The organism is Aeromonas sp. s2, assembly GCF_040907935.1.
Lineage (GTDB): Bacteria > Pseudomonadota > Gammaproteobacteria > Enterobacterales > Aeromonadaceae > Aeromonas > Aeromonas dhakensis.
In genome coordinates, this window is record NZ_JBFOCR010000002.1 from 60,880 (window position 1) to 75,219 (window position 14,340).

Genomic DNA, 14,340 nt, shown 5'->3' on the forward strand with positions numbered 1-14,340 from the left:
TGCCGTCTGATCTGGCAAGCATCGACACCACCCCGCCCCGGCGGGGTGGTGTCGTTATGGGGCCGCGGCGGCCGGCGCCGTGATGAGATGATTGAGAAAGAAGCTGAACAGCTCGGCCCGCGAGCGCAGGTGCAGCTTGGCGTAGAGGTGCTTGCGATGATTCTTCACCGTGCCGCTGCCGATGCCGAGCGCACCGGCAATGGCCTCGGTATCCAGCCCCTGCAACAGCAATCCCGCCACCTGGCGCTCGCGGCGGGTGAGGCTTGCGCCCCCCACGCTGGCGATGGCCTGCTCCACCGTCGCCTTGAGATCGGCGCCACCCGGCAGTGCCGGGCTCTGGGCCAGCAACGCGGCTCCCTCCCGCCAGTGCTGGCGGCACAGCGAATGCACCAGCGGAAACAGCGCCTCCAGCCTCGCCAGTTCGTCACGACTGAGGGAGCTGCGCTTGTCGAGTCGGCCGAGAAACAGCATCAGGGTGAGGCCGTCGCGTACCGGCAGGATCAGCCCCACCTCCTCCTGCCAGCCGGTGGCCTGATAGAAGTGGTGGCGATACTCGGGGTCGAGCCGCCCCCGCGACACCTGTGCCAGGGTCCAGACTCCGGCCCCCAGACCCTGTTCCAGCGCTTGCATAAAGGGATCCTGGCTGAAGTGACGGGTGAGGTAGCGATCGAACAGCAGGGCCCGCTGGTGGTGCAGGTTGTCGTAGAGGTAGACGGGGCGCTGCCCCACCCCGAGCAGCAGGGCGCAGTCGAACGCCACCTGCTGCTGGATCAGGCGCACCAGGGCTGCCGGGAAGCCGCTGCCATGCAGGGCATCGACTACCTCGGTCATGCTGCGGGTCAGGGCATCTGTGGCGAGGGGCTGGGTCATGGGCGTTGGGTCATGGCGATAAGTTCCGGGTGGCGGGCTTCCCGCGATGGTTGTGCGATGGTCACACGATAGCCGGATGCTAGCACGAGAGTGGCAAAACTGTCCCCTGGGGGACATATTCGGCGCAGGCCAGAGCGGCGAGGATGTGGCCTTTTCCCCTGCTGTTGGAACCCTCCATGACAAATCCTCACCTACTCGATGAGCTGACCCGACGCGGCCTGGTGGCCCAGAATTCCGACCCGGTGGCGCTGCGCGATCATCTAGCCACCCCGCGCACCGTCTACTGCGGGTTCGATCCCACCGCCGGCAGCCTGCATATCGGCCATCTGGTACCGCTGTTGATGCTGCGCCGCTTCCAGCTGGCGGGCCATACCCCGGTAGCGCTGGTGGGCGGTGCCACTGGCCTTATCGGCGATCCCAGCTTCAAGGCAAGCGAGCGCAGCCTCAACAGCGCCGAGACGGTGCAGGGCTGGGTAGCCAGCCTGTCGACCCAGATAAGCGCGCTGCTGCCGGCCAGCGAAGGGCTGGCGGTGCCACTGCTGGTCAACAACGCCGACTGGATGGGGCAGATGTCGGCCCTCGATTTTCTGCGCGACATCGGCAAGCACTTCTCGGTCAACGCCATGCTGGCCCGCGAATCGGTGCGCCAGCGCCTCGCCCGCCCGGATCAGGGGATCTCGTTTACCGAGTTCTCCTACGCCCTGCTGCAATCCCAGGACTTCGCCGTGCTCAACCAGCGGCTCGGCTGCACCCTGCAGATCGGCGGCAACGACCAGTGGGGCAACATCACCAGCGGCATGGATCTCACCCGCCGGCTCAATCAGGCCCAGGTCTATGGCATGACGCTGCCGCTCATCACCAAGGCCGATGGCACCAAGTTCGGCAAGACCGAGGGGGGCGCAATCTGGCTCGATCCGGCGCTCACCTCCCCTTACGCCTTCTACCAGTTCTGGCTCGGCACCGCGGACGAGGATGTCTACCGCTTCCTGCGCTACTACAGCTTTATGGCGCTGGCCGAGATTGAGGCGCTGGAGGCGGAGGATGCCAAGCGGCAGGGGCGCAAGCTGGCCCAGCAGGTGCTGGCGGACGAGCTGACCGAGCTGGTGCACGGCAAGGGGGCGCTGGCGGCGGCGCGGCGCATCAGCGAGCTCTTGTTCAGCGGCGACGTGGCTCGCCTTGGCGAGAGCGATCTGGCCCAGCTGGCCCAGGATGGCCTGCCGAGCAGCCCCATCGAGGGGGAAACGGATTTGGTGACCCTGTTGGTGCAGTGCGGCCTAGCGAATTCCAGGCGCATCGCTCGCGAGCTGCTGGCGGCGGGGGCGGTCAGCCTCAACGGTGCGATCCGCCAGGATGAGCCAGTGACCGACGGCGACTGGTTGTTCGGCCGCTATCTGCTGCTGCGCCGGGGCAAGAAGCAGTACCACCTGGTGATCCGCTCATGAGGGGGTGAGCGCCTCGATGACGTAGTCGAGGAAGTGGCCGACCAAGGCAGACTCGGCCCGGCGCTGGGTGTAGAGGGCATAGAAGCCGGCCCCCTTGGGACGGTAGTCGGGCAGCACCTCGCGCACCACCCCCTCGGCCAGCTCGGCCGCCACCAAGTAGCGCGGCAGGCGGGCGATCCCCAGCCCCTGGCGCATCGCCTGGTGAATCGCCTTCTTGCTGCTGAAGGCCAGCTCGCCTGCCACTTCCAGCGGGATCTCGCGCCCCTGGGCAAGCAGGGTCCAGCGCTCGTGGCGGCTGTACTCCTGGCAGCGGGTGATGAGGGGGTGCTGCTGCAGATCCTGCGGCTCGCTCAAGGGCGGGTGGCGGTCCAGGTAGTCGGCGCTGGCGCAGAGCACCAGATCGTCCACCGCGATGGGGCGCGCCAGGTAGGGCTGGCTGCCAAGCTCGGTGCTGCGAAACGCCACGTGCAGGTTGTCGCGCAGCAGGTCGGCCGGGGTATTGCTGAAATCGGCGATTATCCGCACCTCGGGGTGGTCGGCGCGAAAGCGCAGCAGCACCGGGGTCAGCACCACCTCGCCCCACAGATCCGGCGCCGTGATGCGCAGCTCCCCGCACAGGGCTGAGCGGCGGCGCTGCAGGCCGTCCAGCAACTGCTCGTGCAGGGCGATCATCTGGTCAGCCTGGCGGTAGGCGAGCTCCCCCGCGTCGGTCAGCTGCACCCGGCGGGTGGTGCGGCTCAGGAGCGTGTTGCCGAGGCTCTGCTCCAGGTGGCGCAGATCCTTTGACGCCTTGCTCGGGGTGATGCCGAGCTGGGCCGCCGCTGCGGCAAAGGATCCGCAGCGGACGATGGCGACCAGCAGGCGCATCAGGTAGAGGGTGTCGAGCTTGTGGTGACTCATGTGTGGCGGCCTATTGTGTCTTGCTGGGAATGAATGCCTTGCTTGTGTGCCTGATTATATCCTGATTGTCCCGGTTTATAGTGGCGACATTCCATTGCGATCCCAGGAGAGGGCGATGAACAAGGCACTTGGCGACAGCTTCCACTTCGAACGGGCCGGATTGCGGCTCAAGAACCGGGCCGTGCTGGCCCCTTTGACCCACAACATGAGCGGGGCAGGCGGCGATCCCGGTCAGGCCGAGCTCGACTGGCTGGCGCGCTGCGCCCGGGGCGGTTTCGGCCTGCTCATCGCCGCCGCTACCCAGGTACAGCCCGGCGGACGTTGCTGGGCGGGGCAGCCGGCCCTGATGACCGACACCCAGCAGCAGGCCTTCACGGCCCTGGCCGACAGTGTGCGGCAGGCCGGGGCGCTGGCGGTGGTGCAGCTGCATCACGGCGGGATGCGGGCCCTGCCCGAACTGAACGACGGGGCGCCGGTCGGCCCGTGCGAGCTGGCGCCGGGTGGGCGCTACCCGCTCGGGGTCAAGGGGCTGAGCGAGGAGGGGATTCTTACGCTGATCGAGGCCTTCGTGGGCGCCGCCGAGCGGGCCCATGGCGCCGGCCTGCACGGGGTCGAGCTGCACGGGGCCCACAACTTCTTGCTCTGCAACTTCCTCAACCCCCTGCACAACCGTCGCACCGACCGCTGGGGCGGCAGCATAACCAACCGGGCGCGGATCCTGGTGGAGATAGTGCGCGGCATCCGCGCCCGCCTGCCCCGGGAATTTCTGGTCGGGGTGCGCCTCTCCCCCGAAAACTATGCCCATATCCAGGGCATAGCGCTGCCCCATCAGCTGGCGGTGGCGCACCTGCTGGTGGACGAGGGGATCGACTACCTGCATTTCTCCATGGGAGACAGCTTCAAGGCGGTGGCGGGGGATCCCGATGGCGGCGCCCTGCTGGAGGCGGTGCGGGTCGGGTTGGCCGGGCGGGTGCCGCTCATGGTGGCGGGCAAGATTCGCGACGCAGATTCGGCCGAGCTGGCCCTGGCCGGCGGCGCCGATCTGGTGGCGGTGGGCACGGCGGCGATCGGCAATCCGGACTGGATGGAACGGGTGAGCCGCGGCCTGCCCCTGCAGCGCGCGCCCTTCACGGCGGCGCACCTCGCCGAGATCGGCTTCACCCCAAACGCCCTCGACTACCTGGCCGGCATGGGGGTACTGGCCCCGCGCGATGCGGCCTGAGGGCTTTAATCAGCGGACTGGCTGCTGAGCCGATATGACAAGGCCCTCGCGATGAGGGCCTTGAGCGTATCAGGTGCCGAGGGGCAACAGCTCGGCGTAGTCGCGGATCGCCGGGAAGGCGGTGATGCGCTGCTCGGGCTGCCGGCTGTCCGGGTTCTGGATGGCGAGCTGGTAGCCGATGCCGTAATCGGCGGCGGCGCGCAGGATCCGCTCGCTGTCATCCACGAACAGGGTGCGAGCCGGGTCGAACGCCAGCCGCTCGGCCAGTGCCTGCCAGCAGCGCTGGCTCTCCTTTGACCAGCCCAGCTCGTGGGTGCTCACCATCAGATCGAGGTGCTCGGCGAGGCCGAGGTGCGCATCCTTGACCGACAGGCTGGCGGGGTGGGCATTGGTGAAGAGCACCAGCTGCTTGCCGGCGGCCTTGAGCGCGGCCAGGAAGGGGATGACGTTGGGGCGCCACTGGATCTTCTCCAGGATCTCCTGCTTGAAGGCGCGGATGTCGAGCCCCAGGGTATCGCTCCAGTAATCCACGCAGTACCAGTCGAGGGTGCCGCTGACGGCCTGGTAGTGCGCCTCGATCTGCACTCTGGCCTCGGCCAGCGGCAGGCCGAGTCGCTCGGCATAGCGCTCGGGGACCAGCTGCTGCCAGAGGTGGTTGTCAAAATGGAGATCGATCAGGGTGCCATCCATATCGAGCAGGACAGTGTCTATCTGGTGCCAGGGCAGTGGGGTCGGCATGGGGCCTCGGTGGTCGGGTCGAAACGGGCGGGCATTATAACGGATTTTTCCCGCCGCTTTCCCACCCTTGCCCCGTGGTGTTCGAGAGGGGAGTCGTTTACTCTTGAAACACGATTTTTTAACGAGCAGCCAGCCCCGATGAGTGATCACCACCAACGCAAACCCGTCCACCTCAGCGTCGAGACCATGGCGCACGACAAGAGCAAGCCGGAGATCCTCAAGGCCGAGATCGTGGCCGAGAGCCGGCTGTTCAAGGTGGAGTCGCTCCACCTCAAGTTTTCCAACGGCGAGGAGCGGGTCTACGAACGGATGCGCGGCGGCAACCGGGGCGCCGTCATGGTGGTGCCGCTGTTTGATGCCCACACCCTGCTGCTGGTGCGCGAGTACGCGGCGGGTACCCACTCCTACGAGCTGGGCTTTCCCAAGGGGCTGATCGACCCGGGTGAAGATGCCTTCGAGGCGGGCAACCGGGAGCTGATGGAGGAGGCGGGCTTCGGGGCCAACAGCCTGACCCTGCTCAAGCAGGTGTCGCTGGCGCCGGGCTACTTCTCCAGCCGGATGGACATCTTGCTAGCGCGGGATCTCTTCCCAGAGCAGCGGGTGGGCGATGAGCCCGAGCCCCTCGAGGTGATCCCCTGGCCGCTGAACCGGATCGACGAATTGCTGGCGCGCCCCGACTTCACCGAGTCGCGCAGCATCAGTGCGCTGCTGCTGGCCCAACGCTGGCTGGCGGAGCAGGCAGAGTAGCCCGCAGGGGCAGTTTGAATACAGAGGATGACAAGATGCAGGAGTTGTTGGCCTGGGTGCCGGGGGTCAAGGAGATCGCGCGCGAAGCGGGCCGGATCCTTCACGAAATCTATCACGGCGGTCAGTTCGAGCGTCAGCTGAAGGAGGATGCGACCCCGGTCACCAGTGCCGATCTTGCTGCCGATGCCTACCTCAAACAGGCGCTGTCGGCGCTCACTCCCCACGTGCCCGTGCTGACCGAAGAGGCGGCCGACATCCCCTTCAGTCAGCGCGCCAACTGGCGCCAGTACTGGCTGGTGGATCCCCTCGATGGCACCGGCGAATTCATCGCCGGCAGCGGCGACTTCGCCACCCTGATCGCCCTGGTACAGGACAATGTGCCGGTACTCGGTGTCATCTATGCCCCTGAGTCGGACGTGCTCTACTGGGCGGTACGCGGTCATGGCGCCTTCAAGGAGGCGAACGGCGAGGTGCACCCCATCAGCGCCATGCACCACGAGCACGATCAGCCCGATTCGCTGGTGGTGGCCATCAGCCGCCGCCAGAAGCTGGAGAACCTGACCCGCCGCCTCAACCCGGCCATCAACTACGAGCTGATCCCGCTCGGCTCCAGTTCCCTCAAGTCCTGTCTGGTGGCGGAAGGGGCGGCCGACTGCTACGTGCGGCTCGGCCCCACCGGCGAGTGGGACACCGCCGCCGCCCAGTGCATCGTCGAGGCGGCCGGTGGCCGCATCCTCAGCCTGGCGCTGCAGCCGCTGCGCTACAACGAGACGGAGTCGCTGGAGAACCCGGACTTCATCGTGATGGGGGATCCGGATCTCGCCTGGGGCAGCATTCTGGCTCACTGAGCGGGTGAATATCTCATCGTTGACGGCAATCAGGCGGCCCCATGGCCGCCTGATTGCATGGTGTGATCCGCTGGTTTTATCGGGGATGAACAGGAATATCCGCTGGCAAAGCGCGGGAATGACAGTGAATCATCACAAGAGAGGGCGGCGGAATGGCACGATTTTTCAGGTAATTCTGCAAACGATCATTTGGCCAAAATAAAAAATTGACCATGAATGAAAATTTGGTTTTAAATTTCGTTAATTTGACTGAATTTAGTTTTACTCATTTATGTGATCCCGATTCCATTCCCAATCTCACTGGCTGAAGCCCGTAATGGTAGTGATATGTTTCAGGGGGGATTTTTGAGAATTAAATCCCGATAAACCACAATGAACTCAGATTAAAACACTGACAAAAAGTGAATTAGTAATGAGTTTATCTGTAGACGTCACAGGGGAGCTGTCCGGTTCCCGCTCCACCACCGTCAGCGCCACCCCCTGGCGCCGCCACGACACCCACTGGGTCATCAGCCTGTTTGGTACCGCCGTCGGTGCCGGCATCCTGTTCCTGCCCATCAACCTGGGTCTGGGCGGGATCTGGCCCCTCATCATAGTCGCCGTGCTGGCCGGCCCCATGACCTTCCTGGCCCACCGCGGGTTGGCGCGCTTCGTGCTTTCCTCTTCGCGCCCCCACGCCGACTTCACCGAGGTGGCCCAGGAGCACTTCGGCAAGATGGCCGGCCGCCTCATCTCGGCGCTCTACTTCCTCTCCATCTTCCCGATCCTGCTCATCTACGGGGTCGGGCTGACCAACACGGTGGAGAGCTTCATGATCAATCAGCTCGGCATGGCGACCCCGAACCGGGTGATGCTCTCCGGCCTGCTGGTGTTCGCCATGATCGCCGTGATGCTGGCCGGTGAGAAGGCGATGCTGCGCGCCTTTGCCGTCATGGTCTATCCACTGGCGGCCATCTTGGCGGCCCTCTCCTGCTACCTCATTCCCCAGTGGCAGTGGCCACAGCTGGGCAGCCTGGAGGGCGGCAGCTTCCTCAACACCGTCTGGCTGGCGCTGCCGGTCACCGTGTTTGCCTTCAGCCACGCCGCCGCCATCTCCGGTTTTGCCAACGTGCAGCGCCGGGAGTACGGCGAGCAGGCGGAAGCCAAGAGCAGTCTGATCCTGCGCAACACCACCGTCATGCTGGTGGGCTTCGTGCTGTTCTTCGTCTTCTCCTGCGTGCTGAGCCTCTCGCCGGCCCAGCTGGCCGAGGCCAAGGCCCAGAACGTCTCGGTACTCTCCTATCTCGCCAACATCACCGACAACCCGGTGATCGTGACCCTGGGGCCGCTCATCGCCTTCATCGCCATCAGCTCCTCCTTCCTCGGTCACTTCCTCGGTGCCCGCGAGAGCCTGAAAAGCCTGATCGCCAAGCCCACCGGCCTGTCGCTGGCCAAGGCGGACAAGCTCGGCATCGCCCTGATGTTCTTCTCCATCTGGGGCGCCGCCATCATCAACCCGGGGATCCTGGGGCTGATGGAGACCCTCTCCGGCCCGGTGATCGCCATGATCCTGTTCATCATGCCGGTGGTGGCCATCTACAAGGTGGAGGCGCTGGCCCGCTTCCGCCAGCGCTGGGCCAACGGCTTCATCCTGCTGACCGGCTCGCTGGCGGTGTCGGCGCTGATCTTCAGCCTGCTGAAGTAACGGCGAGCAACCAGCCGCAAAAGAGAGAGGCGACCCCTGGGTCGCCTCTCTTGTATCTGTCCGGTGGTGGCCTCAGCCGAGCTTGGCGCCGTTCTCCACCGCCTGCTCGGGGATGGCGATCACCACGGCGCCATCCGGCCGGTAGAAGCCGGTCAGCAGAAACTCCGACTGGATCGGCCCTATCTGCTTGGGGGGAAAGTTCACCACGGCGACGATCTGGCGACCTACCAGCTCCTCCGGTCGGTAGAGGTCGGTGATCTGGGCGCTGCTCTTGCGCACCCCGAGCTCGGGGCCGAAATCCGCCCACACCTTGTAGGCCGGGCGGCGCGCCTCGGGGAAGGGTTCGACCCGCACCAGGGTGCCCACCCTGAGCTCCACCATCTCGAAATCCTGCCAGCTTATGCTCTGCATCTTGGCTCCTCGTTGCCCATACCTTGCATGAGCCTCAGCATGCCTCGAAACCACCTGCGCCGTCTTCGGCAAACGGCCGCCCGGTTACGGCAAGCGGCCGTTTTGTTGGCGCCAGAGGGAAGGGGTCACTCCGGTTTCGGCCAGGAAGCGCTCGCCGAAGGCCCCCTGATTCTGGTAACCGCAGCGGCTGGCCACGTCGCCGATGGGCAGGGCGGTGTGGGCGAGCAGGGTACGCGCCAGTGCCATGCGCCGCGCCCGGATGTAGTGGGAGACGCTCATCCCCACCTGCTGCTGGAAGGCGTGCTTGAACTGGCTCTGGCCGAGGCAGGCGATGGCGGCCAGCCGCTCGTTGCTGAGAGGTTCGGCGAGATGCGCCTCGATATGACGCTGCACCTTGCCGATGCGCGGGGCGAGGCGGGCACGGCCGCGCGAGCCTGCCTGCTGCGCGTCTGCCAGCAGACCCAGCCACACCTGCTCCATGCCGGCCACGTGGCGCCCCTCGGCCACCATGCGGTGCAGGAAGGCGAGGTAGTGGCGCTGGGCCTCGTCCAGCTCGATGAAGGGGCGTTCGCCCAGCTCGCCGGGCAGCCAGTGACTCTCCTGCACCAGAAACGAGAGCGCCGGATCGGCGGCGTAGTCGTGCCGCTCACCGGGGGCGATGATGCAGGCAAAACCGGGTGCGAGCCGCCGCCCCTGGCCCTGCACCTCGATCTCGATGGGACCGTCGAGGGGGATCACCAGCTGGGCATGGTCGTGGCTGTGGCTGCAGACGTCGCTCTGGTAGCGACGCAGGCTGAAAGGGGCGGATAGCGATGACGCGGCCAGGGGCCGCGTCATCGAAGGGGGTTTGCTGTCTGGCATCTGCTGCTGGATTACTCGGCGTCGAAATCTTCGATCTCTTTGCCCAGCGCTTCCATGATGGCACGCGCCTCGGCAGGGACGCTGTCCGGATGATCCTTGCGCAGATCTTCGTCGCAGGGCAGCGGCTGACCGGTGAAGGCGTGCAGGAAGGCTTCGCAGAGCAGCTCGCTGTTGGTCGCATGACGCAGGTTGTTCACCTGACGGCGGGTGCGCTCATCGGTCAACACCTTCAGCACCTTGAGCGGGATCGAGACGGTAATCTTCTTGACCTGTTCGCTCTTCTTGCCGTGCTCCGCGTAGGGGCTGACGTAGTCGCCGTTCCACTCTGTACCCATGATCCACCTGTTCTCGTTTAGCCGTGAGCGCGGATTTTAACCCTTAAGGAAATCAATGGCAATCCAACAGCAAAGCCATTTAGACGTCTAGAAGTGTTGACGGCCTTTTTAAGCTGGCGTAGTGTGGTTCACCATGAGCCTGCAATGGCGGGATGACGCGTGGCAGCAAGATGCCAGCGTGTGAAGAGACATCAAGGAGAGTGACATGACCCACAAGGCCACCCAGGCAGTGCGCACCGGGATTGAGACTGACCAGCAACACGGTGCCGTGGTGCCGCCCATCTACCTCTCCAGCAACTACACCTTTGCCGACTTTGGCGAGCCTCGTCAATACGATTATGCCCGCTCCGGCAACCCGACCCGCACCAATCTGGCGGACGCGCTGGCGGCGCTGGAAGGGGGCGCCGGCGCCGTGGTGACCGGCACCGGCATGGGGGCCGTCCATCTGGTCACCACCGCTCTGCTCAAGGCGGGGGATCTGCTGATCGCCCCCCACGACTGTTACGGTGGCACCTGGCGCCTGTTCGAGTACCTGGCGGCCAAGGGCCACTACCGGGTGCAGTTCGTTGATCAGGGGGATGCGGCGGCACTGGCCGAAGCGCTGGCCCAGCAGCCGGCGCTGGTGTGGGTCGAGACCCCCTCCAACCCGCTGCTGCGGGTGGTGGACATCACCGCCATCGCCGAGGCGTCCCACGCGGCGGGCGCCAAGGTGGCGGTGGACAACACCTTCCTCTCGCCTCTGCTGCAACAGCCGCTGGCGCTGGGGGCGGACCTGGTGGTGCACTCCACCACCAAATACATCAACGGCCACTCCGACGTGGTGGGCGGGGTGGCGATCGCGAAGGAACCCGAGCTGGCCGACTCCCTGGTGTGGTGGGCCAACTGTCTGGGGCTCACCTCCGGGGCGTTCGACTCCTACCTCACCCTGCGCGGTCTGCGCACCCTGGCCCCCAGATTGCGCGCCCATCAGGAGAACACAGACCGCATCCTCGCCTTTCTGCAGCAGCAACCGCTGGTCAAACGCATCTATCACCCCAGCCTGCCGAGCCATCCGGGCCACGATATTGCGCGCCGTCAACAGTCCGGTTTCGGCGCCATGCTAAGTTTTGAGCTCGATTGCAGCGAGGCGGGCATTCGCGCCTTCCTGGCGGCCCTCACCCTCTTCTCGGTGGCCGAATCCCTCGGCGGGGTGGAGAGTCTGGTGGCCCATCCGGCCAGCATGACCCACAGGGCCATGACCCCGGCCGCACAGCAGGCGGCAGGCATCAGCAGCCAGTTGCTGCGCCTGTCGGTCGGTATCGAACACGGTGAGGATCTGGTGGCCGATCTGGCCCAGGCGTTTGCACAAGCACAGCAGGCACAGCAGGTGGCGAAGTAATGGAACAGCAGCAACAAGGAGAGATCGCGGTGGCAACAGAAGCAGGCTTGAAGCGACGTCACGTCCACAAATTCGGTGGCAGCAGCCTGGCGGATCCGGTCTGTTACCGCCGGGTCGCCAGTATTCTCGAACAACAAGCCGAGCAGCAGGGGGGCGGGCGAGAGCTGGTGGTGGTCTCCGCCGCCGGCAAGACCACCAACCGGCTGATCCAGCTGGTGGAGCTGGCCGAAGCCGGGGATGAAGCCGCCGGCGAGGCCATCTCGGCCCTGCAGGCCTATCAGCAGAGCCTGATCGACGGTCTGCTGGAAGGAGAGCTTCACCTCGAACTGAGCCAGCAGCTGGCCGACGACATGCAGCTCATCGCCAAGACCCTGGAGGGGCAGTTTGACCGCTTCGAGCGCAACGGCATGCTCGCCTTTGGCGAGGTGTGGTCGGCGCGCCTGCTGGCGGCCCTGCTCACCAGTCGCGGCGACAAGGCCATCTGGCTCGATGCTCGCAGTTTCCTGCGCGCCGAGGATGGCGCCCTGGTCAAAGTGGATACCGCGCTCTCCAGCGAACTGCTCAAGGCGCGGCTGGCGGAACACGCCGGCCGCATCGTGGTGACCGGCTTTATCGCCGCCGACATGGAGGGACGATCCCTGCTGCTCGGTCGCAACGGCTCCGACTACAGCGCCAGCCTGTTGGCCCTGCTGGCGGACGGCGAATCCACCACCATCTGGAGCGACGTGGCCGGGGTCTACAGCGCCGACCCGCGCCGGGTGAAAGAAGCTCGCCTGCTGGAGCGTCTGAGCCTGGCCGAGGCGAACGAGCTGGCCCGCCTCGGCTCCTCGGTATTGCACTCGCGCACCCTGCAACCGGTGGCCGACAGTCGCCAGCGGCTCACCCTGCGCTGCAGCTACAACCCGGACGAGGGCTGCACCCACATCCTGCGCCGCGCCCCCCGCTCCGGCGGTGCCCGCATCGTCTCCTCGGTGGATCAGATCGCCCTCATCGAACTCAAGGTACTGCCGCAGACAAACTATGAGCAGACGGTGGCCACCATCGAGGCCCATCTGACCCGCCATCGCCTCAACCCGCTCACCTTGCAGCGCCAGCCGGATCGCCGGATCCTGCGCCTCGCCTACACCCTCGAGGTGGCGCAGGGGGCGTTCGAGCTGCTGCGCGACTTCCAGCTGCAGGGCAGCTTCACCGCTCTTATCCAGCGTGAAGGCTACAGCCTGGTGGCGCTGGTGGGGGCCGGCGTCACCGACAACGCCGAGCAGTGCCACCGCTTCTACCAGCTGCTGGCGGATCAGCCGCTGGAGTTCGTGCAGGTGGCCAAAGACGGCCTGAGCCTGGTGGCAGTGCTGCGCCAGGTGGTGCTGGAGCCGCTGCTCATCGCCCTGCACAGCGCCCTGTTCAGCCGCCCGAACCGGGTCGGGCTGGTGGTGTTCGGCAAGGGCAACATCGGCGGTCACTGGCTGAATCTCTACGCTCGCGAGAAGGCGCGGCTCGAGCATGAACTGAACCTGGCGCTCACCCTCTACGGGGTGTTCAGCTCGGAAGGGGGCCTGCTCGATGAAGAGGGGCTGGATCCGCTCAAGGTGCAGGACAACTTCAATCCCAAGCCGCTGATCTGGCCCGAGCTGCTGGCCCAGCTGGAGCAGCACGGCTTCGATACCCTGATTGCGCTGGACATGACCGCCAGCGAGACGGTGAGCCGCTACTACCCGGATTTTGCCCAGCTCGGCATTCACATCATCGCCGCCAACAAGTTTGCCGGCGCCGCCGACAGCGAGTTCTACCAGCGCATCAAGCAGACCTGCCGCGACCATCAGGTGCAGTGGCGCTACAACGCCACCGTGGGTGCCGGGCTGCCGATCCAGTCCAGCATCCAGATGCTGCGCCAGAGCGGCGACCGCATTCAGGGGGTCTCCGGCATCTTCTCCGGCACCCTCTCCTGGCTGTTCCAGCAGTATGACGGCACTCGCCCCTTCTCCGAGCTGGTGGACGAGGCGTGGCAGCACGGCCTGACCGAACCGGATCCCCGCGAGGATCTCTCCGGCCAGGATGTGCGCCGCAAGCTGCTCATCCTGGCGCGAGAGGCGGGTTTCGAGCTTGACTCCGCCGACATCGAGCTGGAGAACCTGGTGCCCGTCTCCCTGCGCAAGGTGAGCACGGATCAGTTCATGGACAGGCTCAAGGAACTGGATGACCCGATCCAGACCGCCTTCGAGGGGGCGCGCCGGGTCGGCAAGGTGCTGCGCTACGTCGCCCGCTTCGAACACGACGGCAAGGCGCGGGTCGGGCTGGAGGCGCTGGAGCCCCACCACCCGTTCGCCAACCTGCTGCCGTGCGATAACATCTTCGCCATCGAGAGCGACAGCTATCGCACTAACCCGCTGGTCATTCAGGGCCCGGGCGCTGGCCGGGAAGTGACGGCCGCCGCCATCCAGTACGATCTCTGGCAGATCTGTGCCAGCCTGTAACAGCGGACAAGCCGTTCAGCAAAAGAGGCGCCAGTGGCGCCTCTTTTTATTGTTTAGCTGCAGGTCTGCCGGTTGATTTCCCTATCCCGTAAGCGGCCCGTTTTGAGCTTCTTCAACAGGTTGCAGGCAGGAGTCAGGTAGTAACCGGAGTTGCACAGGTAGCATGAGCGGATATTGCGCCCGCACAGACTGGTCAAGAACGGGCACGGTATTGGTTCCCCCTCTTATTCGCTGAGGCGAGTACGCTTGTCCAGGTCGCGAGACAGGATGTCGAGCGAGTGGCGCCGGGCCATGGATGGCCCGTCGGCGCGTGCCGTCGGACATGCTGGTGAGCCGAAGGTACCCGACGTAGTCGGGCGAAGAAGCGGGGGAGAAGACCTTTGGTGACTTTGGGTCTTTCCAAAGTCACTCGCCCCAGCCCGAAGGGCGGGCGAAA

13 protein-coding genes are annotated in these 14,340 nt (G+C 65.5%); 7 read left to right on the forward strand and 6 right to left on the reverse strand.

Annotated elements, in window-relative coordinates:
- Positions 1–54: 54 nt before the first annotated feature.
- Positions 55–870 (reverse strand): helix-turn-helix transcriptional regulator, encoded by an 816-nt coding sequence (locus AB5Y81_RS00515; protein ID WP_279484916.1) that lies wholly within the window; start codon positions 868–870, stop codon positions 55–57.
- 176 nt (positions 871–1,046) lie between these two features.
- Between AB5Y81_RS00515 and tyrS the strand changes: the two genes are divergently transcribed.
- Complete coding sequence (gene tyrS / locus AB5Y81_RS00520) at positions 1,047–2,312, forward strand: tyrosine--tRNA ligase (protein ID WP_279484915.1); 1,266 nt, start codon at positions 1,047–1,049, stop codon at positions 2,310–2,312.
- Here the strand turns inward: tyrS and AB5Y81_RS00525 are convergent.
- Positions 2,307–3,212 carry a LysR family transcriptional regulator gene (locus AB5Y81_RS00525; protein ID WP_201971563.1) on the reverse strand — a complete coding sequence of 302 codons (906 nt, stop codon included), beginning with the start codon at positions 3,210–3,212 and terminating at the stop codon, positions 2,307–2,309. The genes tyrS and AB5Y81_RS00525 overlap by 6 nt on opposite strands.
- Before the next feature lie 115 nt (positions 3,213–3,327).
- Here AB5Y81_RS00525 and AB5Y81_RS00530 point away from each other — a divergent pair, with 115 nt between their 5' ends.
- On the forward strand, positions 3,328–4,434 hold the full coding sequence (locus AB5Y81_RS00530) for an NADH:flavin oxidoreductase (RefSeq protein WP_279484914.1): 1,107 nt from the start codon (positions 3,328–3,330) through the stop codon (positions 4,432–4,434).
- A gap of 69 nt (positions 4,435–4,503) precedes the next feature.
- On the opposite strand, the gene yrfG is transcribed toward AB5Y81_RS00530, so the two are convergent.
- Complete coding sequence (gene yrfG / locus AB5Y81_RS00535; protein WP_024942330.1) at positions 4,504–5,172, reverse strand: GMP/IMP nucleotidase; 669 nt, start codon at positions 5,170–5,172, stop codon at positions 4,504–4,506.
- Positions 5,173–5,310: 138 nt separating this feature from the next.
- Here yrfG and nudE point away from each other — a divergent pair, with 138 nt between their 5' ends.
- From nudE to AB5Y81_RS00550, 3 genes are all read left to right on the forward strand, one after another.
- Positions 5,311–5,919 carry an ADP compounds hydrolase NudE gene (gene nudE / locus AB5Y81_RS00540; RefSeq protein WP_005308512.1) on the forward strand — a complete coding sequence of 203 codons (609 nt, stop codon included), beginning with the start codon at positions 5,311–5,313 and terminating at the stop codon, positions 5,917–5,919.
- Positions 5,920–5,954: 35 nt separating this feature from the next.
- A complete protein-coding gene (gene cysQ / locus AB5Y81_RS00545) occupies positions 5,955–6,767 on the forward strand; it encodes a 3'(2'),5'-bisphosphate nucleotidase CysQ (RefSeq protein WP_005308514.1) in 813 nt (270 codons plus the stop codon).
- Between the two features lie 412 nt (positions 6,768–7,179).
- A complete protein-coding gene (locus AB5Y81_RS00550; protein ID WP_005308516.1) occupies positions 7,180–8,451 on the forward strand; it encodes an aromatic amino acid transport family protein in 1,272 nt (423 codons plus the stop codon).
- A gap of 72 nt (positions 8,452–8,523) precedes the next feature.
- Here the strand turns inward: AB5Y81_RS00550 and AB5Y81_RS00555 are convergent, their stop codons facing one another.
- From AB5Y81_RS00555 to metJ, 3 genes are all read right to left on the reverse strand, one after another.
- Positions 8,524–8,862, reverse strand: coding sequence for a tRNA-binding protein (locus tag AB5Y81_RS00555; protein ID WP_201980812.1), 339 nt, complete (start codon positions 8,860–8,862; stop codon positions 8,524–8,526).
- A gap of 84 nt (positions 8,863–8,946) precedes the next feature.
- Positions 8,947–9,699, reverse strand: coding sequence for an AraC family transcriptional regulator (locus AB5Y81_RS00560; RefSeq protein ID WP_279484913.1), 753 nt, complete (start codon positions 9,697–9,699; stop codon positions 8,947–8,949).
- 35 nt (positions 9,700–9,734) lie between these two features.
- Positions 9,735–10,058: a met regulon transcriptional regulator MetJ gene (metJ, locus tag AB5Y81_RS00565; protein ID WP_005308521.1), complete on the reverse strand. Its 324-nt coding sequence runs from the start codon at positions 10,056–10,058 to the stop codon at positions 9,735–9,737.
- Between the two features lie 205 nt (positions 10,059–10,263).
- Here metJ and metB point away from each other — a divergent pair, with 205 nt between their 5' ends.
- Both metB and AB5Y81_RS00575 read left to right on the forward strand, forming a co-directional pair.
- Positions 10,264–11,436 carry a cystathionine gamma-synthase gene (gene metB, locus AB5Y81_RS00570; protein WP_279484912.1) on the forward strand — a complete coding sequence of 391 codons (1,173 nt, stop codon included), beginning with the start codon at positions 10,264–10,266 and terminating at the stop codon, positions 11,434–11,436.
- Entirely contained in the window at positions 11,436–13,904 is a 2,469-nt protein-coding gene (locus AB5Y81_RS00575; protein WP_279484911.1) for a bifunctional aspartate kinase/homoserine dehydrogenase II, read from the forward strand. Before metB ends, AB5Y81_RS00575 begins: the two co-directional genes overlap by 1 nt.
- The last annotated feature ends 436 nt before the right edge of the window (positions 13,905–14,340 follow it).